This window comes from uncultured Psychroserpens sp., from assembly GCF_947494225.1.
Taxonomy (GTDB): domain Bacteria; phylum Bacteroidota; class Bacteroidia; order Flavobacteriales; family Flavobacteriaceae; genus Psychroserpens.
The window spans coordinates 116721-139499 of the sequence record NZ_CANLUG010000004.1 but is presented as its reverse complement, the minus strand read 5'-3'; the positions used below and the strand labels follow the sequence as shown (position 1 = coordinate 139499).

Below are 22779 nucleotides of genomic sequence, written 5' to 3'. Positions count from 1 at the left end.
TTAACTATTAATCCAATTTTCTAAAATTTGTTTTCCATCTGGCGTTAGAACCGATTCTGGATGGTATTGTACACCTTTAACATCATAAATTCTATGTCTTAAAGACATTACTTGTCCGTTATCATCAAAAGATGTTGCTTCTAATACTTCAGGCAAATCGGGATTAACAACCCAAGAGTGGTAGCGGCCAACTTGGATAGAATTATTTAAATTCTTGAAAAGAGATTCATCGGTTACGCTAATATTAATTTGCGTTGAGACACCATGATGTACAGTATCCAAATTTATGAGTGAACCACCAAAAACTTCGCCAATAGCTTGTTGCCCTAAACATACACCTAAGATGCTTTTAGTTGGTGCATACGTTTTTATAATGGCCTTTAGTAGTCCGGCTTCATCAGGAATTCCTGGTCCAGGCGAGAGCACTATTTTTTGAAAAGCATCTACTTCCTCAATGGTGAGTTTGTCATTTCGTTTTACTGTAACGTCACAATTTAAATCTTCCAAATAATGAACTAAATTATACGTAAAACTATCGTAGTTATCTATTACTAATACTTTCATATATCTTCTGCTAATTCTATAGCTTTTGTTAAAGCGCCAAGTTTGTTATATACTTCTTGTAATTCGTGTTCTGGATTAGATTTTGATACTAATCCTGCTCCAGCTTGCCAATGTAATTTATGATTTTGACTCATAAAAGTTCTTATCATTATGGCGTGATTATAGTTGCCGTTAAAATCCATAAAACCTATAGCGCCACCATAAAATGTTCTGCTCGTTTTTTCATATTGCTCAATAAGTTGAATAGCACGATGTTTAGGCGCTCCACTTAATGTTCCAGCAGGAAAAGTGTCGGCAACCACTTCCATGGTTGTTGTGTTTTTGTGTATTTTCCCTGTGACTTTGCTTACGAGGTGGATTACATGAGAGAAAAATTGCGCTTCTCTATAGGTTTCTACTTTAACACTACTTCCATGTCTACTTAAGTCGTTTCTTGCGAGGTCAACTAACATGACATGCTCTGCATTTTCCTTATCGTCAACAGAGAGTTGTTTTGCCAATTTTTGATCTTCTTCATCATTTCCTGTTCTTTTAAAAGTTCCAGCAATGGGATGAATTTCGGCTTGACCATTATGAATAACCAATTGAGCTTCGGGCGAACTCCCAAAGATTTTAAAATTTCCGTAGTCAAAATAGAATAAATATGGAGATGGATTGATACTTCTAAGAGCGCGATATACATTGAATTCGTCACCCTTAAAAGCCTGTTCGAATTTTTTAGAAAGTACTAATTGAAATACATCTCCTCTGGCACAATGCTTTTTGGCAAGTTCCACATGACTTTTATAGTCTTCGTCGGTTAGATTTGAAGAGATTTCAGAGTCTCTTTTAAAATTATAGGTAGCAAAATTTTTAGAGTTAATAAGTTGTAAAACTTCGTCTATGTTGTTTTCGGCTTCAAAGCAATGTGCAAAAATATAGGCTTCATTTTTGAAGTGATTTATGGCAATGATATTTTGATATACAGCATAGTAAATATCTGGAATATCTAATGAATTTGGTTTTTTACTAATGTCGACATCTTCAAAATACTTGACTGCATCATAAGCCGTATAGCCAAAAATTCCGTTGTTTATAAACTTAAAGTTTTCATCAGAGTTTACTTTAAAGCGTTTGGTAAACTTGTGAATTTCTTCTGTTACCGAAATGTTTTTCGCCTTATTTGTTTTGGTGCTTCCATCTGGATATTGTTGCTTAATCACATATTCATCTACTGTAATCGAGGCAATAGGGTTAAAGCAGATGTAGGAAAAACTGTTATCGTTTGCATGATAGTCACTACTCTCTAATAGAATACTATTAGGAAATTTGTCTCTAATCTTCAAATAGATACTAACAGGAGTTATGGTATCTGCTAAAATCTTCTTGTAATGTGTATATAAACTAAATGTTTTCATTTTTTGATATTAAAAAAGGCTTGTCGTGATTGACAAGCCTTTTGTATATGTTATTTTAAATATACCTACAGGTTTAGTTCACGACTTTTTCGTTTCGAGACATCCACCACCAAGTATGATTTAAATTTGTGTTCATTGTTGTATTAAAGTTCAAATATAGAAATCAAAATTTAGTTTTCAAATTTAATTCTATAAAAAAGAAAAGATTCCCACGTTAATGGGAACCTTAATCACTAAATGTTGCTATTAATCAAAATTTATTTAAAACTTCAATGTGACATTTAGATCAAATTCATCATAGATAGCTTTGTCCTTTAAATTATTAAAAAAGCTAGGTGAACCATATCGTACATCAAATTTAGACCTATCAACTTTTAAGTTGGCCGTTGCCGTGTTTTTATTAACATTCATGTCGAATGTTATCGTGTTTGTTTTTGATTTAATCGTTAAATCACCTGTAACTTTATAATTACCATCTTTTCCTTTTACTTTGGTAATGGTAAATGTTGCCTTTGGAAAAGTACTAGTTCCAAAAAAGTCATCAGATTTTAAGTGACCTTCAAGTTTCTCTTTTCCTTTTCCTGCTTCTAAATCTGTTACCGAAATACTAGACATGTCTATCGTGAAGTGTCCACCAGTTAGTTTTTTTCCTTCAAACATAAGTGTGCCATCACTCAAAGTTATGCTACCAGCATGAGACCCAGTAACTTTATGACCTTTCCAAGTAATTGTTGATTCTTTAACTTTTATTTCTTTTTTAATAATGCTGGTAAAGGATGCAAACGATAAAGCTAATACTAGTATTGCTGCTAATTTTAAAGTGTTGTTTTTCATTGTTTTTGTTATTAAAATTTGTGTTTGGGTTATTGTTGTTATTTAATGAGTTCTTAATTTATCTAACAATTCGTTGAGTGTTGTTAGTTCTTTGTGGTTTAAACTTTTTGTGATTTCTAAATTACTCGAAGTCACTATAACGTCTAATTCGGTTAATAAGTCTAAGCCCTTTTGTGTGATTAGTATTTCTATTTTTCGTCTGTTAGACGGACATGTTTGTCGGGTTACTAATTCTTTTTTTAATAGTTTATCAATTAAACGGGTCGTATTACTCATTTTGTTAAGCATACGTTCTTGAATGGTACTTAGATTTGCAGGATGTCCTTTTTGACCTCTTAAAATTCTAAGCACATTATATTGTTCAGACGATAAATCATAATCTTTAAAAAATGCCTGTGTTTTTTCTTTAAGCCAGTTTGTAGTATATATTAAATTAATAACGGTTTTACTTTTTATATCTAGCTTAATCGTACTTTTTATTTCACTTTCTATTGACATTTGTATATACAATTGTTGTGTATACAAATGTAATACAAAAATTGAACAGTGCTTTTAATATTTTGTTAAATTTATCAATGTCCGTTATTTGATTCATAAATTTATAGAATGAAACAGGTTGCGCTAATTATAACTTTGCTTTTGATGTCTTACGGAAATGGACGCTACGAGGCTCATTCGTCCGATAAAGAGACGATAAGAAAAAGTGATGATAGTTTGAAGGTTTTTGATTTTAATGAACTTCAAACGTATTTAAGTGCTAAGGATGCCAATAAAACCTACGTCATTAATTTTTGGGCCACTTGGTGTGCACCTTGTGTGAAAGAACTTCCTTATTTTGAAACATTGAATACCAATTATTCTAATAAAAATGTAGAAGTCATTTTAGTTAGTTTAGATTTTCCGAGGCAAATAGAGACCAAATTAAAACCATTTCTTAAAAAGAAGGCCCTTAAAAGCGAAGTGGTAGTCTTAGATGATGTAGATGCCAATACATGGATTCCAAAAGTGAATAAAGATTGGTCAGGGGCGATTCCTGCGACACTTATATATAATAAAAATAAAAAAGCATTTTACGAACGCTCTTTTAATTACCAAGAATTAGAAAACGAATTAAAACAATTTATTAAATAGAATAACCATGAAAAACACACTTAAAACACTTTTAGCCTTAGTTGTATTAATTGCAACATCGGCGTTTACACCAGTTGGGTCTGGGTATGATATAGGAGATATCGCTACAGATTTTAAACTAGAAAACATAGATGGTAACATGGTCTCAATGGCAGATTTTAAAGATGCTAAGGGATTTATTGTTGTATTCACTTGTAATACGTGTCCGTATGCCGTGGCTTATGAAGATCGCGTAGAAGCACTAAACAAAAAATATGCAGATAAAGGTTATCCTGTTATTGCTATTATGCCTAATAATACAGATGTAAAACCAGGAGATAACATGTCTGCTATGAAGGCAAGAGCTAAGGCAAAAGGGTTTACATTTCCATATTTAATGGATAAAGGTCAGAAAATTTATCCGCAGTATGGAGCAACAAAGACACCACATGTTTATATATTGGAGAAAACAAAAAAGGGGCCTCAAGTAAAATACATTGGAGCCATAGATGATAACTATAAAGATGCAAGTGCAGTAACAAAAACTTATGTTGAAGATGCTGTTGATGCGCTATTAGCAGGAAAAGAAGTACCAGAGGCAAAAACAAGAGCTATTGGCTGCTCCATTAAGGTATAAATTCAATTTTATTTTAAAATTTTAGAATCCGAAATGTAACACTTCGGATTTTTTTTCGTCTTTATCATAAGGAAACGTTAAATTTGCACGATTATTGATGTATAAAAATATGGCTGATTTAACACAACAAGAATGGACTTCTAAATTACATGCAGATGATAATGCCGTAGTATTAGATGTTAGGACACCAGAAGAAGTAGCACAAGGAATTATACCTAATGCTATTGCTATTGATATTTATAAAGGTCAAGGATTTATTTACGAAGTTGAAGAACTTGATAAATCTAAAAACTATTATGTGTATTGTAAAGCAGGCGGTCGTAGTGCTCAAGCTTGTAGTGTCATGAATCAGTTAGGATTTAAAAACACATATAATCTCATTGGAGGCTTCAGCGAATGGACAGGTGAAGTTGCTTCAATTTAAAAATCAATCAAGATGAAAAACAAGGTACTTATTTACTTTTTTGCAGTTTTTACTTTAGCATTTAGTTGCACAGAAGAGCCACAGAGTGAAGTTAAAATGATTTCTGCAGAAGAAATGCAATCGCGCCTAGAACTGGAGGACATTCAATTAGTAGATGTAAGAACTCCCGAAGAACATAAAGAAGGTTTTATAGAACAATCACAAAATATAGATTTTAGATCGTCAACGTTTGACGAAGACATTGCTAAGTTAGATAAAACAAAACCAGTTATTGTATATTGTAAATCTGGAACTCGAAGTTCTAAATGTTCGAAAGAATTAAAAGAGAAAGGTTTTGTAAAAATATATGATTTGGAAGGTGGCTTCGAAAAATGGAAATTTGGTGGCAACCCCATTGAAACCTATCAGTAAATAATTTAAACCGAACTTAATGTTCGGTTTTTTTATGTTCAAGACTGCCGTTTAATAATATCTTAATCCTAGCAATTAATCCCTTGGTTTTTTATAAATTAGCGTCTTTCAAAAACCTAATTATTTCTAATGAAGAATTTAATTATTACGCTTTGTGCTGCAATCATCTTTTCAATGACAAGCCATGCGCAGATATTCGAACCCGTATCATGGGAAACGTCTGTTGAGAAAATTTCAGATGATGAATACGATTTAATTGCCACTGCAACTATTGATTCTGGTTGGCATTTGTATTCTCAAAGTGTTCCTGAAGATGGCCCAATACCAACAACATTTAAGTATAAAACTAACGCTAATTTCGAATTAATTGGTAAAACCATTGAAGAAGAAGGACACACCATTGACGATCCTGTATTTCAAATGGTGATTAAATTTTTCGAGGATAAGGCCGAGTTTAGACAACGAATTAAAGTGTTAAATGAAGAACTGTCTATCGTTGAAGGCGAGGTAGAATTCATGGTTTGTGATGACGAAAAATGTTTACCACCAGATTATGTTGATTTAAATTTCACTATAAAAAAAAATGATGCTTCTAAAGAAGGGGTAAGCTTATCTCCATTTGGAGCTACCGATGGCACATCGCAAATTCTTGAACCTGTAAAATGGTCGTCTTCTGTAGAAAAACTTTCAGACAACGAATATGTTTTAGTATCAAAAGCTACTATTGATCAGAACTGGCACCTTTACTCTCAGGTACCTCCGAAAGAAGCTGGTCCAATACCAACAACATTTGAATATGAAGTAGGAGAAGGTGTTGAGCTAATAGGTAAAACATCTGAAGACAAAGGGAAAACAGTAGAAGACAAAGTCTTTGGCATAAAAGTGAAATACTTTGAAAATGAAGCCGAGTTTAGACAAAAAATAAAAGTAGCCAATGCTGATATCAAAACAGTGAAAGCCGAAGTAGGGTTTATGGCCTGTGATGATAAACAATGCTTAACACCTACTTTTATAGATTTGGATTATGATTTAACGAAAGCAGTAAAAGGTACAGATAAAGGAACCTCTGATGATGAAGGTGAAAATAGAGGATTATGGTCTATTTTTATAGTAGCATTTCTTTCGGGGTTCGTGGCATTATTGACGCCATGCGTATTTCCAATGATACCAATGACAGTAAGTTTCTTCATTAAACAAAGTCAATCTAAAGCCAAAGGCATTAGAAATGCTATTATTTATGGATTGTCAATTGTTGTTATTTATGTGTTACTAGGAACAATTATTACTGCAATTTTTGGAGCAGATGCACTAAATGCCTTGGCAACAAATGTTTGGTTTAACCTTATATTTTTTGCACTCTTGGTGGTATTTGCCATATCCTTTTTAGGTGCTTTTGAAATTGTATTGCCTAATTCTTGGGCGAATAAAGCAGATAAGCAAGCCGATAGAGGAGGACTCGTAGGGATTTTCTTTATGGCATTGGCTTTGGCCATAGTGTCGTTTTCATGTACAGGTCCGATTGTAGGAACCATATTAGTTGAAGCCGCTTCAAAAGGAGGGATTGCTCCTGTAATAGGAATGTTAGGTTTTTCTTTAGCAATTGCACTACCATTTACCCTGTTCGCTGCGTTTCCAGGTTGGTTAAATTCACTTCCGAAATCGGGAGGATGGCTTAATACTGTAAAAGTGGTGTTAGGATTTTTAGAATTGGCCTTAGCATTCAAATTTTTATCACAAGCCGATTTGGTATTACAGTTACATTTATTAGAGAGAGAAGTATTTATTGCGATTTGGATTGCAATTTTTGGTACGTTGTCTTTATATCTTCTTGGTAAAATACAATTACCACACGATTCACCTTTAAAGCACATTTCCGTAGGAAGGTTACTATTAGGTTTATTGACGTTGTCGTTCACCATTTATATGATTCCTGGACTTTGGGGAGCACCATTAAATATAATAAGTGCGTTTCCTCCGCCTCTAGATTATAGCGAATCACCTTATGGTGTAGGAAATTCGAAAGGAGGAACAGGAACGACTTCTGCTGATCATTCAGATTTACCCGACGGAGGGCATCTATTAGCTCCTCATGATATTTTGGCGTTTAATGATTATGATAAAGGCTTGGCATATGCAAAGGAAGTTGGAAAACCTATAATGATTGATTTTACAGGTTGGGCCTGTGTAAATTGTCGAAAAATGGAACAGAATGTTTGGGTGAAACCTAATGTATTGTCTACGCTTAAAAATGATGTTGTACTGATTTCGTTGTATGTGGACGATAAACGAAAGTTGCCTGAAGGCGAGGTTACCGATTCTAAATTACGTCCTGGTAAGAAACTCAAATATATTGGCCAAAAATGGAGCGAATTACAAACCATTAAATATAAAACGAATACGCAACCCTTTTATGTGCTGATGAATCATAATGAAGAAAATCTGATAAAACCAGTTGGTTATACTCCAGATGCCGATGAATACTATGATTGGTTAACTAATGGTATAAAGAATTTTGAAGAATAAGATAAGGGACCTAATTGTACTTTATCTGGCAAGTTTTGCACGTATAAGTGTCTCTGTCAATTGAAATTCCGGAAATGTTAGTTTCCACAATTTTATTGATGAAGTTGTTGTAAGTGTCATCGCGTTTTTCATTTTTACTGCCTTTCATGAAATCATAAAACTCGCCTTCCCATTGTTGTTTTCCCCAACAATTTGGACAAATACCTTCTGGAGCTGGTCCTGTACTTTCATTATTTCTTTTTTTATTGAAGTAGTTTTTGATGTTATCCACTAGTGACATAGGTCTTATTGTTTTTGAATAAATTGATGTGTTAATTTAATTATTTTTTCAGGTACTTCCTCTTGTATAAAGTGCTTCCCTTCAATAGAATGAACGTTTTCGTTTTTTATTTGGAGTGCATGTTTTATGGTGTCTTCTTGAGGTTCCCATTTTAAAAATTCGTCATGTTTCCCCCAAATCACAAGTGCAGGTTGCTTTAATGTTGGAAGTAAAGCACTATAGTTTGGTAGGTTATGACAGGTTTTAGAGAAAAAATAATACATGCCTTTAATTTTTCCTTTTAGCAACGGCGTTTTATAACCTTCAATGTCTGCTTTACTTAGATTATTGTGAAGTAAACCAGACTTAAATAACCCTTTCATTAGCATACCATTTGTAAGTCTATAGGAATACAGACTAATCATAAATTTGGTTACAAAGTTATTTCCAAAGCGCATTGGAGGTGTAAATCCTGATTTTAATATTATAGTATTTAATATAATAAGTTGTTTAATTGCTTGTGGTTGTATTTTTAAAAGCTCCCATGTCCATAACCCTCCAGCATCATGGAACATATGTGTCCATTCGTCTATTTTCAAATGTTCCATGAGTTTCAAAAGGCGTTGAGCCTGATGCTTTTCATGATATTTATCATAGCCTTTTGGCGAATCACTAGACCCAAATCCAAACATGTCTGGTACAATAACCCGATATCCTTTTTTAACAAGTTCAGGAAATATATGTCTGTATAACCATCCTGAAGTGGGCACACCATGAAGTAACATGATTGGCTCTCCTTGTCCTTCATCAATGTAGGCGAGCTGACCTTCTGGTAATCTTAACGATTTCTGTTTGGTTTTAAATTCATTATAGGTCATTATGGTTATCGTGTTGGTTTAGTCTTTTGACGTTAGTTTATTAAGCCATTTATCGAGTTCTCGTCGAGATGGATTTCGAAGTTTTTTTGAACCAATAGTAATTGTAGGAAAGTTAAGGTTTCCATTGAGATAAAGACCACGCAATGCTCTTGCGTGGTCTTCGTTGATTTCAACATCTAAAAACGTATATGGCAAATTTGTATCGTTTAAAACACTAATATAGTACTGTGTTTTGTGGCAACGTTCTGCTCCATATAGTGTTATGGTTTGTGTTGTGTTCATTTATCAGAGACTTTTTAAAAATGCGATAGCCGCATCCAAATTAAGGTGAAAGTCGGCAAACACAACATTATCGTGTTTGTCTATAAATATAAACCATGGTGTACCTCCCGTTCGATAATTAGTCATAATGTTAGAACGTGAGTTACCATCATCACCTGCGTCATGACCAAAAGGAATGCTCAAGTCATATTGTTTTTGTATCTCTATTATTTTATCGTAGGTATTAGATTCAAAACCTTCAAAGACCGTTTGAATGGCTAAAAATGTAGTATTAGTATGCTCAGACAATGCCTCGACCATTGTTTTTAAATCTGGAAGCCCTTTACTATGGCAACCAGGACACCAACTTTGGAAACAATATAACACTTTAAATTGTCCTTTTAAATTTGACAAAGTAATCGGGTCAATCGTATTTCCTTTAGCATCAATCCAATCTTTGACCTGAAACTCAGGTGCTTTAAATATGGTATTTTCTGTTTGATTTGACATGTGATTATGTCCTTTCTTTTTTATGAATTAAAGATTAAAATGAATACCATATCATGATCATCAAATAACGTTTGACAACCATGACATGGTACCTTAGTTTATGCATTATGCAACATGTGTTTTTAACTTGTCGGCATGCATCTTTCTAAGTTTCGCTAGTTTAGGTGTGATCACAAAACTACAATAACCTTGTGTTTGATTATTTGCATAATAGTTTTGATGCACAGCTTCAGCTTCAAAGAATTCACCAAGCGGACTTACTTCGGTCACGATTGGGTTGTCATAGTAAGTTGACATTTCATTTATAACGGTTTCTGCAATGGTTTTCTGTTCGTCATTATGATAAAAAATTACAGAACGATATTGTGTCCCAACATCAGCACCTTGACGATTTAATGTTGTTGGATCATGACTTGTCATAAAAATGATTAACAAGTCTTCAAGTGTAATTATTTCAGGGTCAAAAGTAACTTGAACCACTTCGGCATGACCAGTTAAACCAGAACACACTTCTCTATAGGTTGGTGTGCCAGGAACTGTTCCACCACTGTATCCTGATATTACTTTTTCAACACCTTTTACTTGATTATAAACGGCTTCAATGCACCAAAAGCATCCTGCGCCAACAGTAAATTGTTCTAAAACTCTGTTTCTCATTATTTTGTCTCCTCTACTTTAGAATCTAATTGCATAGATTCTGAATTAATACAATAACGCAATCCACTTGGTTCTGGTCCATCAGGAAAAACATGTCCTAAATGGCCATCACAAGTATTGCACATCACTTCTACGCGAACCATACCAAAAGAATCATCTTTTTCATACTTAATCGCATTAGGCTGGATAGGTTGGGTAAAACTAGGCCAACCGGAACCAGATTCGAATTTAATCGTTGAATCAAACAAAGGCGTGTTACAACAAATACAGTTGTATTGACCTTCATCATAGATACTACATAGAGCACCACTATGAGGGCGTTCTGTACCTTTCTGACGTGTAATTCGAAATTGTTCTGGGGTTAATTGTTGACGCCATTCGGCATCTGTTTTTTCTACTCTGCGATCTGGAATTGGGTTTCCATGTACAGCGAAGCTAATAACTTCTTTCCAAGTTAACATAACTATTTGTCCTTTCTGTTTTTAATTAATAAATATGGTATAATTAACTTACTTTAATAGTCGGAATTAAAACAGATTTCTTACAATGTAAAACCGTTTTATATTCTAATCAAATGAGACTAATAATGACTCATAAAGTTACAAGATAAATTATATAGTATGATCTATTTCTTATAGTAAACATCTATTCTTACAATTACCACGTATATAAAAATAAGACTATAATTTAAATCCTATTTATGAAATTTACCTTAAAATCTGTGTGGCTCAAACGTTTTCTTAAAGCTGCAGTAGGAGGCTTTTCGTTAGTCTTATTATTTTGGTTTTCTGTTTACATGGGTTTTTGGGGAAAATTACCTTCTAAAGAAGACATTAAAAGTCTTAAACAAGCCGAAGCCTCGTTGCTTTTAGATGCAAACGACGAATTATTAGGTAAATATTTTGTTTTTGATAGGCAAATAGTAAAATATGATGACCTGCCTAAGCATTTGGTAAATGCTCTTGTCGCTACGGAAGATGCACGTTTCTATGAACACAATGGTGTAGATTATACGAGTTTAATCCGTGTGTTTTTCAAATCTATTTTGATGCAAAATAACTCATCTGGAGGTGGGAGTACCATTAGCCAACAACTGGTTAAAAATATCTATAAGAGGGAAAAGCATGGTTGGTTTACGATGCCTGTAAATAAAGTCAGGGAAATGATTCTTGCAAAGCGTTTTGAAAGTATCTATTCTAAAAACGAAATCATAGCCATGTATTTAAATACTGTGCCTTTTAGTGAGAATGTTTTTGGTATAGAAAGCGCTTCTCAACGGTTTTTTAATAGTAAAACTAAAGATCTCAACTTGGCGCAATCGGCCACTTTAATCGGAACGTTAAAAGCAACCCATAGTTTTAATCCTCGATTATTTCCAGAGCGAAGTCAGTTGCGACGAGATGTTGTGCTTCAGCAAATGGAGAAATATGGCTTTATTGATGAAGACTTAAAAGTAGCCACCAGTGATATTCCTTTGACAACCAACTATAAAAAGTTTAATGCTAATAACGGTGTTGCCCCATATTTTCGCGAGAAAGTGCGATTAGAAGTTAAAAGTTTGTTGGACAGTATAAATACAAAGAATAAAACATCTTATGATCTCTATAAAGATGGTTTAAAAATTTATACGACACTCGATATTGATATGCAGCGTTATGCTGAGACAGCGATGCAAGAGCATATGAAATCGTTACAAGCACAATTTGAAAAGGCCTATGGCAAGAATGCGCCATGGATAAAAAATACAGCATTAATAAACAAGCGTATCAAAGGTCTGAAACTTTATAAATCATTGAAAAATAAAAAATGGAGTGATAAGGATATCATGGATAGCCTTAAGGTTCAAGGAACCTTTAATTTGTTTTCATGGAATAAAGATGAGACCCTTAAAAAGGGATCTGTTATTGATAGCCTAAAACATACGATGAAATTTTTAAATACTGGTTTCGTTGCTGTTGATCCTAGTTCGGGAGCAATAAAAGCCTATGTTGGTGGTATAAATTTTGAGCATTTTAAGTTTGATCATGTGGCATCCTCGAAAAGACAAGTAGGGTCTACATTTAAACCTATAGTATATACTACGGCTTTAGAAAGAGGAATTGAACCTTGTAGTTACTATTCGGTAAAAGAAGTGACATATACCAACCAAAAGGGTTGGACTCCAACAAATGGAGGTAAAGAAGAAGCAGATAGGCACCTCAATTACTCATTAGAGAAGGCTATGAGTGAATCTATTAATACCATTGCGGTAAAAGTGTTAGAGGATGTAGGCATAGATCCTGTTATTGAACAAGCACAAAAAATGGGTATTTTATCAGAACTACCCAATGTACCTTCTTTGGCATTGGGTACGGCTCAGTTATCTATGTTAGAACTTATAGGAGCTTATACAAGTTATGCCAACGATGGGCGAGTGTCTAAGCCATTTTATATTACCAAAATAACTGATAAGTCTGGAGAGGTAATTTATGAGCGCCCTAAAGCAGAACCTATGCCAGAAGCCTTTTCTAAGGAGACGAGGCAGACTATGATTGAAATGATGAAATCTACCATTAATTCTGGTACGGCAAATCGGATGCGTTCGTGTTATGGACTTAAAAATGACTTGGCAGGAAAAACCGGGACTACTCAAAACAATAAGGATGGTTGGTTTGTTGCTGTGAGCCCAAAACTTGTTATGTTGTCGTGGGTTGGAAATGATGATCATCGCATTGGATTTAGTAATACATCTATTGGTCAAGGCGCTAATTCGGCATTGCCAACCACAGCCTTGTTTTTAAAGCAGATGAATCGAGATAAACGATTTAATTATATTACTCAGGCCACATTTGAAACGCCTTCAGAATCGGTAAAAGAGGCGCTCGCCTGTGATGAAGAAAAGCGAGATGGTTTTTTAAAACGTCTGTTCAAAAAAGATCGTAAAGAACGAGAGTTCGATATTGAAAGCGAGGATAGTAAGAAGAAAAAGAAGAAAGGCTTGTTTGGTTTTTTGAAGAAGAAGGACGAGGACTAATTTTATCTATGAAGATTTATTCTAAAGATTTGACTTACTAAATAAAAAAAAGTATATTTGGTTTCCTCCCTATAAGAACCACGACATTAGTTTATTACGTGGGTTTATATATTGTATATACTTGAACAAAATCATCACAACATTAATCAATGAAATTAATGAGATAACTCGGGCTGAGAGCTTAAAAGAGTTATCATCAATCATTAGTGATCATCTTCAACATGGAGGTCTAAATTTTCAGTTTTATACTATAGCCTTAATAGATGAGATTTCAGAAAGAATCAAGGTGCATAAAGTATATGGAGGTAAATCCATAACCGATAAAATCGATATTAGAATATGGACAGAGAATATTGATTATAGTTTAAAAGATAAGAATATTTTATCCTTTGTGGTTGGAACTAGACAATCAGTTTTGGTTAACGGAAGAAGTGTTTGTTTCATAAAAGATGGTAAGAAATCAAAGAATAAAACCAGAGCGGAATTAGAACATTATGGTATTCTCCTTAAGGAAGAAGTATTTGTTGAAAACCCTATTTTAGGGAGAGAATGTAATCGAATATTTATACCAATAATACACCATTCTAAAGGGTCCAATAGCAAGCGTGTTTTAGGTGTTTTTCATGTTGGAGTTATAAAATCAAAAAAGAATGTATTTTATCCAAGTGTTCGTCTAAGACTTCAATTATATATTGATAACTTAGCTCAGGTTATAGCAAAAATACATGAGAAAAATGAAGTTTTAAGAATCAATCAAACCTTAAATCAACTCTATGTTCAGGTAGAAGATAACTCGATGTTGATTGAGGATACTTTTTTGGAGTATGTTGCTGATTACCTTTTCAAATCTACACATGCGAAATCAATGCGGTTGTTATTATTTGAAGATGCACACTATTCGAAAATTTCTGATAAATCTCTTATTCTAAATAAAGAACGATTAGCACATACTTTAAGTGAAGATTTTGATCTTTTAATGAGCGAGAGTAAAATAGTTAGAGGCAACTCTGAAATGTTCTCAAGGGATAAAAGATATAAAAGACTGGTTGTACCAATCGTCTCTGGTGAAGAATATATTGGGATATTAGAATTAATGAGCACTCATGGTACATGGAATAAGAATTCACATAAAAACAACTTTGCTGTAAATCTTTTGTCTGAAGCGGGAGAATATCATGAGGTATTGAAATTTGATAAAATACTGAGTCGTTTAGTAGTTCCTGTAAATCCTAGTCTATATCAAAAGTTGGAAGTCCCATTTATTGCTTTTTGTAAAGAGTATTTTAGGACATCATACGTGAGTTTTTGGTTTAGGGAAACATTTCAAAATTTAAATAATAACCCTACAGATGCTATTTCATTAGAGCGAATATACCAAACTAAAGAGATTAAATCAGATTGTTTACTTACAAGTGAGGAACGAATTATTGTTTCAAAATTTGAGAACCCTAAGCTAATTTTATGTGACAATAAAGAAGACACCTATAAGGTTAATCCTAAGTTCAGAAAATTTGCAAAAGCAAATGATTTTAAGACAATTATTCTATTTCCTTTATTCAATAAACAACGATTTTTAGGTGTAGTGAGCATTTATCTAAAACGAAGAAAAGATGAACTAACTCCACTAGATAAGGGGTTTATATCGATGGTTTGCGAAAAGTTTGTTGCGTTTGTTTCTAATAAAAATTATTTCGAATCCTTGGAGAAGATTCAAAATTTTATAGGAACAAAGTCTGCTGAGAGCATTTTTGAAAGTATAACTAAAGAGTCACTAAAATCACTTCAATCTGATATTACTTTTACCTATAAACCACAAAAGCATGGCGTAGTTAAATTCTCTAACGGCCACAAAGCAGGTTCTTTTTTTAACAATGAAATTCATAATTATTATAAGGAGAGACAAGATGAAAACATTCCGTTAATAGAAGCTATTATAAGGAGTAAAGAAACCAGATGGTTAAAGTCGCAAGAAGAAATTTCAAACTATTACAATCAGTTTGAGAATACTTGGTCTTCAGATATATTTAAAGTACGTTTTTGGGAGAGGGAAAATATAAACTCATGTGCCATTGTTCAGCTAAAAAATAGTAATTCTGAAATTTTAGCATTGATGATTCTCAATTACAGAGAACCTCAGTTTTTTGATGATGTTCAAAAGAACTCTATTATTCTTTTTGCCCAAAATATGGTTAATGCCTTAGAAAAAGATGAAACATTCAAAGATGCTATTCTTGAACGAGATAAGGCAATAGTTGATATGAAATATTATGCTGAATTGACCGAACAATTGATGCTTAAGGCAACAAGAACCTCCTTTTATTTAATCTTAGAAGGTATCAATCATGAGATCAAGAATTTGCTTATGAGAATGACGTCTTCACTACTCCAAATTGAAAAGAATTCTGATCGATTATTTAAAAAAGAAAAAAACTTAATTAAGAAAAGAAAGAAAGATTTGAATTTTGGCGTCGATATGATTTACAATCTTTTAAAGCTGTTTGATTTTAAGCAAAGAGAACGACGGAGATATAGTATAAATGAAATTGTTATTGAAGTAGTTAATTTCTTTGAAAGAGATAATGATGAGGATGAAAATATCGAATATGATGTGTCTGAACTGGATGAAGGTTTAGAAGAATTGAATTGCTATCGTGTTGAATTTGTGATGATATTTTATAACCTAATTACTAATGCTATTAGTGCTATAAATGATTTGAGGATAAGCACAAATGCTAAAAGAAAGGGGGAAATATCATTTCGAACCGAAATGATAAAAAACAACTATAGATTAGAGGTTACAGATAATGGTATAGGCGTAGATAAAAGTATTGAAGAAAAAATCTTTATAGCAGGTTTTTCGAAACGGAAGAACGACAATGAAAAAGGTACAGGTATTGGTTTGCATTTTGTGAAACTTATACTTGAAGAAAATTATTTAGGAACAATTAAGTGCAGTTCCAGTACAGAAAAGACCACGTTTATTATTGAGATCCCCTACAAAGCCAACTTTGTAAATGAACATAATTAATTTATTTAAGAAACTATGAGACTTTATATTTTTGAAGATAACCCTGACCAAGCCCAGTTTATGGTCGCCGAATTGAAGGAACGTAAGCCAGAATATGACATTGTTGTTTTTCCTAGTTTGAATAATTATCATAAACGAAAGGAAAAAGAAATAATCAATTATGAAGGAGAAAAATCATATCTGGTTGATAAGTCCCTTCGTAAAGGAGGTAAAGATAGAGATGGCCTTGTGGCCATTGAAGATATAAGGACTATAGATCATGAATATTCTCCAGTCATAGCATATTCGGCAACAGCAAATTATAGAGAAGAAGCGATAAGGGCAGGCGCAGACAGGTTTTGTGAAAAAACCCCGAAAGAAGAAGAATATAAGGCAATGCACGATTATATTATTGATATTATCGTAAGCATTTCTAAAAGAAATAGTGAAAATAAAAAGAGAATTGTTAAAACAACTTTTGAGGCAATTGTTTCAGGGTTTAATAAAGACAAAGAAACTGTAAGCTTAAGAATTCAAAACCCCAAAAAAAGTGAAGATTTTGTATATAAAGATGTTCATGCCAAACGGTTAGGAGGAATTGAAGGAATTAAAGTTAATCAAGTATTTAGGGTTGTGAAAATTGTTAGTCAAGATGGAAGAGATATTAGACTGAAATTTGAAAACACAGGTGAGACTAAAAAAGAGTCAGAATTGTTCTCAAAATTTGATGAAAATATTGGAAACTCATTTGATGAAGTTTATAAAAAGTATAATGAAGAAAGGAACAAAAGAAAAAATTAAAGTTGAGTTTATTGACGTTGGTCAAGGTGATTGCATAGTTCTAAATTGGACAAAAGACGAAGGAAGCCCTGGCCTAGGAATTGTGGATTGTGCAAACTTTGATAAGAGTCGATTGTATTTTGAAAACAAAGCGATTAAAGAAATTGACTTTTTAGTGCTATCTCATCCTCATTCAGATCATTTTTATGGTATGAGACGACTTTTAGAGTTCTTTAAAGAACAAGAGATTGTGGTAAAGGAAATATGGATTACATTCCTTTTTGCTAGAGCATTTTTAAATGGTGAAAATGGAATATCTCAAAAAGACTTTATAAAGGGAGCCGTGAAAGATGTATATTTACTGGATGAGTTATGTGCGCTCATGGCAGAAATTGATAGAAGGCATAACGCCAAAGAATCAATACTAAAGTTTGCTTTTGAAGATAAAACCATTTCTCTTAATTCAGAATATCAACTTAAAGTCTTAGCTCCTGACATTGTAGAGTCCACACAATCGTTTATAGATTTTACTTTTACACCTAAAACTAGAAAACTAAAGAAGACTTTAAAAAACGACTTAACTCAAAATCCAGATGCTAACCTTTTGAGCAGTTGCTTATTGCTTTTGTCAAAACAAGGAAATGTTTTATTAACCTCAGATTTAACGTCTAAAGAAAAGAAACGCATTTTTGAAAAACACATTGTTAATTTAGACGATTTACAACTCATGCAAGTGCCTCATCATGGTTCTTTAAATGGATTTTGTAAAACGTGTTTGAATCAAATGCCCTATAAGCAAGATTGTATCGCTGTGATATCTGTAGGAAGTAATAATTATGGCCATCCTAAGGATGAAGTCGTTAAATACTATAATTTGAATTTCAAAAATTTACATTTAACAGGAGATTGTATTGACTCCAATAAAGTAGAAAATCAATTTTTTAACGAAGAGAGTTCGTTGGCCGAATTAGTCGACTGCCTTGATCTTAATGATATTATTGGTTTAGAAAGCCTAGAAACTACCTATAAAGGAGCAAAGTCGTTTACTATTTCAAATGGTAATTGTAATGATGGCTAATTAGTGTAATTTACAGGTGTGCAATGATAAAAGCACAGAAAATGAAATTAAGTGATTTGATGAAAATATTCTTTTAAAATTACAATATTGTCCTTCAAAGACCAGAAGCCATAATTTCTAACATAGATGTTATTAACTAAATATTTGTACCATAATGATAAAAAATGTCTTCCAATTTATTTCTAACGAATTAGAACAATACTTGAGACAAACATTGTCTTTAAATGAAAACCACGTCGTTTGTAATCCTGTCATCAATACAGATGGGTCTATTCCGATGCAAAATCAAAATAAAGTAGTTTTGTCTTTATTAAATATTCAACAAGAAGCATCGCGATCTATGATGAATATTAGTAGAAATACCCATAGCGCCGATATAGTGTCAAATCAACCAGAACAATATAGTATTAATGTATTGGTCACATCTTCTTTTGAGGATTATTTGGAGGCTCTAAATTTTTTGGATAAAGCCATGCGCTTCTTTCAAAAACATGCATTAATTAGCCCCGAAAGCAATCCTAATTTGCCTGAAGGATTATTAAAATTAAGTTTCGAATTTGAAGCTACTAATTATGCTGAAATGGAAAGCATTTGGACTATTCTTGGAACAAAACACCAACCTTGTATCATTTATAAATTGCGCATCACAACGTCTTAATCAACAAAGTACTATGAATACCATATTTAAGAAATTCTACAGATTTTTTTATTGGAAAACAGGAGGATATATCCCGTCTATGCCATTAAACCAAAAAATATACCCAGGAGATTTCTTCCAAATAAGGAATGGTGAAATGGTCGTTTTAGGAAATATTTTTAAAGGGTCATTAGTTAATGCGGACGATGCAGATTTGACGTATAATTTAAAACTAAACGCCATGAATTGGGTGTTTAGTGATGGCGTTACTAAGCCGTATTCAGGGAGAGGAAACGAACATAATATAATAGATGGGGATTTTGAATTCGCTAAGCAAATCTTAGCTTTTGATAAAGCTGGAAGTTTTTTATTTAAAGGAGAACATCCAGAAAGTGTAAAACTCTCAAATTGGAGCTTTATTGAACAGGAGTTAATCATAAAATTGACGCAAACATATTATTCGTTTAGAGAGGTATATGTTGTAACAGAATCTACAACTACAAGCAATTGGGCTTTGGCTATTGCAGAACGTGAAAAGGCAGAGTTGGAGTTAGCTGTCCAAAATAACAATTATGAATTGTTAGATTTATTTGGGCATCAAGATACTAAGACAATTAGTTCTAGAGATATTGCATACCATCACAGAGAAAATAAACGTATTCCTAGTTTCTTTAGAGCCAAAAAATTAGTTGTACAAGTGGATAAAATTCAAAATTTCATCAATAATATGACTCAAGAATACGGAAATAAAGACGATTGGGCTCACAGTTTCTTTGAAGCTCGTTATGAGAGTTCTGGAGTCATGCCGTCCATTGGATTTCCTAATGTTGGAACTAGTATTTTAGATATGCTCCCAGCAAATGCCTTAAACCCTAATACGGCTCTAAATTATTTTAAGTGGGATGACGCTAACATGGATGACATTGAAAAACTGTTTTTAGGGTATTCTGAAGACTAAAATTTCGGAAACGCGCAACTAAGAGATGGGTCGATAAGAAAGTTTAAACCTAAATCTTAAATAAAATCTAGCGTTAATAATGATTTAAATAACTTTTCTGTCTTTTTTAAATTTTGTTGTTCAGCCCGTTGAGTCACTTGTATTTTGCGTCTTTTTGGTGTTTTTGTAGCCCATTTGTAACCCCATGCATTTAGCTTAGTAAAAACTGTTTTTATACATTTATAGTATAAATGTACACCCCCTTTAAATGAAACGTTTTTTCGTAGGCTTCTTTTTTGTGCTATTATGTCAATCTTTTTTTGCTCAAACTAAGAGCAATGACCTCACCAAAGAGTCTTTAGACCAAAAGGTTAATGAACTGAAGCAAAAAATTGAATCCTCTAAAGAAGGAAAACGACTTAAATTATTAGATAGTCTTTCATGGCTTGTCAATAATAAAACAAAATATAGTTTCGATTCTATTGCCAAAATAACTATAGATTATGCTTACGAGTTGGATTCAATCAATATGGCATTGAGACACACTTCCAACCTTATGTTTTATTATGCTAATAGGGCTTCTAATGCCCAAGCAGGTGTAAAGGTTTTTGAAGATTTTAAAACAAAAAACACAAACAGTAAAGATTATGATCTTTTAGGACGGCTTTATACAAACGCCGCAGATAGTTATTATTTTTCAGGAAAAACAAATGAGTCTCTGACTGCCTTTACAGTAGCTATGGCTCATCGTTTAATAACATTTTATTAACGTTTTTACATTCTTTATTTTTTATATTCAGTATTGTGAGAAAAGGGATTTACCAACCGCTCGTCTTTTAAATACATGATATGAATAAAACACTACTCATTGCAATGAGTCTATTTGCCTGTCTAAACATAACAGCTCAAAAAATAGACACCCTTCTTGTAGAACCTGGATCTAAATATATTGATGGGTCATTTTTGAAAAATTACACCAATAAATGGAAGGTTAGTTTTATCGATTTGCAAGGAAAAAAAACACCAAATAGAGTATGGACAGATTACGGAGAGATGGTAGAATTAGGTGGTAAAACATATTTTCATCGTGTTCAAGATATATATTCTCCAGATTTGGTTCATATAGATACTTGGGTCAATATGGTTGAAAAATCAACATTGAAGCCATGGCAGTTTTATTCAACGAATGCTTCAGGAAGTAATACGTTTTACCAATTTTCGGATACTGAATTAGTTATCAATTCGAATAAAAATGAAGAGAAAGTTCAAAAATCTGATACCATAAGTCTAAAGAAACCTGTATTCGATTGGAACCTTTATGGTATGTTGTTGGTAGGCCTTCCGTTAGAAAAAGAGGCCATTTACAAATTCCCGTATTACGATGCAAATACCAAGAAATTAGCCTATTTAGTAGCGACTATTGAGGGTGAAGAAGAAGTGATTAATGCCAACGAAAAACGAATAAAAACTTGGAAAATAAAATGTAGTGATGGGCTCGTTTTCTGGGTAACAAAAGCAGCACCTTATGTGATTCAGTTAGAATTACCAGTTCCAGAACGCGGGAAGTTATTTTGGAATTCATATTGATATCTAGGACCTTAAAAGTGATTTCCTTAGTTAAATAATATTAGTATTGATGAACGTTTTATCTGTTTTATTCTTGATTAATGTTATCCATGGGTTCTTCTTGGCTACGATTCTATTAACTAATAGTGCAAAACAAAGAAAGAGTGTTGTTTTTTTAGTGCTTTTGATTATTATAATTTCACTTTATCAAATCAAGGCAATAATTGTTCTAGAGGGTTATTATGGTTCATTTCCGTTCTTAATACAGTTTTTTTTACCGTTCCATTTTTTGCTTGGACCATTATTCTACTTTTACATTAGGTATACCGCAAATAAGGACGATGGATTTAAAATGAAGGATCTCTTACATTTTATTCCAGCATTAGTTTGTTTATTGATCTTACTTCCGTTTTATCTCAAATCTGGGGTAGAGAAATTAGCAATCTATAGTGCGCCAGAACCAGATAACTTTAATGTGGCTTCTACTAAGATGTTCTACTATATTCCAATTTTAATCTCTATTCTTTTATATTGTTGGATTTCATGGAAATTTATAAGATCAAAACATAAGAATTTAGATGGTAGAGCCAATAAAAACTATCTGGAGAAATTGCTGTGGTTACAGAAATATACTAATGTATTCTTAATTTTTATATGCTGTTTTATAGTTGCTATGCTCATTTTTGTTTTCACAGATTTTTATCAGTTCTATGTGATGTTAGCAACAGTATTTGCGTCTTCAATGTTAATACATTATATCGCCTATTGGGCAATAAAAGAATCTAGAGTTGTACAAAGTCATATGTCTACAACACATAATGAGTTGGGCATTTTGACTCAAGATCGTATAACAGACTTAAAAAAAGAGATTATAAATATTTTGGAGCACGAACAACTTTTTTTAGACAGTAATTTATCTGCGCGTGATTTCTGTAGTCGTTTAAAAATTAACTCTCAATATTTATCACAAATTGTCAATACTGAATTTCAATGTAATTTATCCTATTTAATTAATTCGTATCGTATAGAATATGCTCAAAATATTATTGCGAGTGGAGCATACAATCATCTTAATTTTTTGGGTATAGCTAATATGTCTGGATTTAATTCGGCGAATGCTTTTACAAGAGTATTTAAACAACATACCAAGATTACACCTTCACAGTATAAAAAACAGCAAGAGGCTTAACTTTAGTTTGATAGGCGCTTTAATCACTCAATTTATAAATTGTGTGCTTTTCTATACATTTTCACTGAAACAGATTCTTAATTTTCTAGTCTTGTTGGTATATGAAG

The 22779-nt window shown here is 32.9% G+C and carries 24 protein-coding genes; 14 read left to right on the top strand and 10 right to left on the bottom strand.

Annotation, left to right across the window (positions count from 1 at the left end; translation table 11 throughout):
* The 4 genes from Q0893_RS11005 to Q0893_RS10990 form a co-directional block, all read right to left on the bottom strand.
* On the bottom strand, positions 1–564 hold the full coding sequence (locus tag Q0893_RS11005; protein ID WP_298902531.1) for an aminodeoxychorismate/anthranilate synthase component II: 564 nt from the start codon (positions 562–564) through the stop codon (positions 1–3).
* A complete protein-coding gene (locus Q0893_RS11000; RefSeq protein WP_299275492.1) occupies positions 561–1961 on the bottom strand; it encodes an anthranilate synthase component I family protein in 1401 nt (466 codons plus the stop codon). The genes Q0893_RS11005 and Q0893_RS11000 overlap by 4 nt, the downstream gene beginning before the upstream one ends.
* 261 nt (positions 1962–2222) lie before the next feature.
* A complete protein-coding gene (locus Q0893_RS10995; RefSeq protein WP_298902535.1) occupies positions 2223–2795 on the bottom strand; it encodes a YceI family protein in 573 nt (190 codons plus the stop codon).
* A 42-nt stretch (positions 2796–2837) separates the two neighbouring features.
* Entirely contained in the window at positions 2838–3293 is a 456-nt protein-coding gene (locus tag Q0893_RS10990) for a MarR family transcriptional regulator (protein WP_298902536.1), read from the bottom strand.
* 108 nt (positions 3294–3401) lie between these two features.
* On the opposite strand from Q0893_RS10990, the gene Q0893_RS10985 reads away from it, so the two are divergent.
* The 5 genes from Q0893_RS10985 (at position 3402) to Q0893_RS10965 (ending at position 7900) form a co-directional block, all read left to right on the top strand.
* Positions 3402–3926 (top strand): TlpA disulfide reductase family protein, encoded by a 525-nt coding sequence (locus tag Q0893_RS10985; protein ID WP_298902537.1) that lies wholly within the window; start codon positions 3402–3404, stop codon positions 3924–3926.
* 7 nt (positions 3927–3933) lie between these two features.
* Entirely contained in the window at positions 3934–4542 is a 609-nt protein-coding gene (locus tag Q0893_RS10980; protein ID WP_298902538.1) for a thioredoxin family protein, read from the top strand.
* Positions 4543–4651: 109 nt separating this feature from the next.
* Positions 4652–4966 (top strand): rhodanese-like domain-containing protein, encoded by a 315-nt coding sequence (locus tag Q0893_RS10975; RefSeq protein ID WP_298902539.1) that lies wholly within the window; start codon positions 4652–4654, stop codon positions 4964–4966.
* Between the two features lie 12 nt (positions 4967–4978).
* Positions 4979–5377, top strand: a complete 399-nt coding sequence (locus Q0893_RS10970; protein WP_298902540.1) for a rhodanese-like domain-containing protein — start codon at positions 4979–4981, stop codon at positions 5375–5377.
* A 129-nt stretch (positions 5378–5506) separates the two neighbouring features.
* Positions 5507–7900: a protein-disulfide reductase DsbD domain-containing protein gene (locus Q0893_RS10965; RefSeq protein WP_299275481.1), complete on the top strand. Its 2394-nt coding sequence runs from the start codon at positions 5507–5509 to the stop codon at positions 7898–7900.
* A 10-nt stretch (positions 7901–7910) separates the two neighbouring features.
* On the opposite strand, the gene Q0893_RS10960 is transcribed toward Q0893_RS10965, so the two are convergent.
* From Q0893_RS10960 to msrB, 6 genes are all read right to left on the bottom strand, one after another.
* The gene (locus tag Q0893_RS10960; RefSeq protein WP_298902542.1) at positions 7911–8180 is read right to left on the bottom strand and encodes a hypothetical protein; all 270 of its coding nucleotides are present in this window, start codon (positions 8178–8180) and stop codon (positions 7911–7913) included.
* 5 nt (positions 8181–8185) lie between these two features.
* A complete protein-coding gene (locus tag Q0893_RS10955) occupies positions 8186–9037 on the bottom strand; it encodes an alpha/beta hydrolase (RefSeq protein ID WP_299275477.1) in 852 nt (283 codons plus the stop codon).
* A gap of 18 nt (positions 9038–9055) precedes the next feature.
* Positions 9056–9319: a glutaredoxin family protein gene (locus Q0893_RS10950; RefSeq protein WP_298902545.1), complete on the bottom strand. Its 264-nt coding sequence runs from the start codon at positions 9317–9319 to the stop codon at positions 9056–9058.
* Positions 9320–9322: 3 nt separating this feature from the next.
* Positions 9323–9808, bottom strand: a complete 486-nt coding sequence (locus Q0893_RS10945; RefSeq protein WP_299275472.1) for a peroxiredoxin — start codon at positions 9806–9808, stop codon at positions 9323–9325.
* Positions 9809–9913: 105 nt separating this feature from the next.
* Entirely contained in the window at positions 9914–10465 is a 552-nt protein-coding gene (gene msrA, locus Q0893_RS10940) for a peptide-methionine (S)-S-oxide reductase MsrA (RefSeq protein WP_298902548.1), read from the bottom strand.
* A complete protein-coding gene (gene msrB, locus Q0893_RS10935; RefSeq protein ID WP_298902549.1) occupies positions 10465–10926 on the bottom strand; it encodes a peptide-methionine (R)-S-oxide reductase MsrB in 462 nt (153 codons plus the stop codon). Before msrB ends, msrA begins: the two co-directional genes overlap by 1 nt.
* 239 nt (positions 10927–11165) lie before the next feature.
* Between msrB and Q0893_RS10930 the strand changes: the two genes are divergently transcribed.
* The 9 genes from Q0893_RS10930 (at position 11166) to Q0893_RS10890 (ending at position 22672) form a co-directional block, all read left to right on the top strand.
* Positions 11166–13478 (top strand): transglycosylase domain-containing protein, encoded by a 2313-nt coding sequence (locus tag Q0893_RS10930; RefSeq protein ID WP_299275468.1) that lies wholly within the window; start codon positions 11166–11168, stop codon positions 13476–13478.
* A gap of 121 nt (positions 13479–13599) precedes the next feature.
* Positions 13600–16506, top strand: a complete 2907-nt coding sequence (locus tag Q0893_RS10925; RefSeq protein WP_299275465.1) for a HAMP domain-containing sensor histidine kinase — start codon at positions 13600–13602, stop codon at positions 16504–16506.
* A 15-nt stretch (positions 16507–16521) separates the two neighbouring features.
* Positions 16522–17286, top strand: coding sequence for a hypothetical protein (locus Q0893_RS10920; protein WP_298902552.1), 765 nt, complete (start codon positions 16522–16524; stop codon positions 17284–17286).
* Positions 17258–18343, top strand: a complete 1086-nt coding sequence (locus Q0893_RS10915; protein WP_298902553.1) for an MBL fold metallo-hydrolase — start codon at positions 17258–17260, stop codon at positions 18341–18343. The genes Q0893_RS10920 and Q0893_RS10915 overlap by 29 nt, the downstream gene beginning before the upstream one ends.
* A 154-nt stretch (positions 18344–18497) precedes the next feature.
* A complete protein-coding gene (locus Q0893_RS10910; RefSeq protein ID WP_298902554.1) occupies positions 18498–19001 on the top strand; it encodes a Pvc16 family protein in 504 nt (167 codons plus the stop codon).
* A 13-nt stretch (positions 19002–19014) separates the two neighbouring features.
* Positions 19015–19938 (top strand): hypothetical protein, encoded by a 924-nt coding sequence (locus tag Q0893_RS10905; protein ID WP_299275460.1) that lies wholly within the window; start codon positions 19015–19017, stop codon positions 19936–19938.
* Between the two features lie 247 nt (positions 19939–20185).
* Positions 20186–20686 (top strand): hypothetical protein, encoded by a 501-nt coding sequence (locus Q0893_RS10900; RefSeq protein ID WP_299275457.1) that lies wholly within the window; start codon positions 20186–20188, stop codon positions 20684–20686.
* An 80-nt stretch (positions 20687–20766) separates the two neighbouring features.
* A complete protein-coding gene (locus tag Q0893_RS10895) occupies positions 20767–21504 on the top strand; it encodes a hypothetical protein (RefSeq protein WP_299275453.1) in 738 nt (245 codons plus the stop codon).
* A gap of 331 nt (positions 21505–21835) precedes the next feature.
* The gene (locus Q0893_RS10890) at positions 21836–22672 is read left to right on the top strand and encodes an AraC family transcriptional regulator (protein ID WP_298902558.1); all 837 of its coding nucleotides are present in this window, start codon (positions 21836–21838) and stop codon (positions 22670–22672) included.
* Positions 22673–22779: the final 107 nt, after the last annotated feature.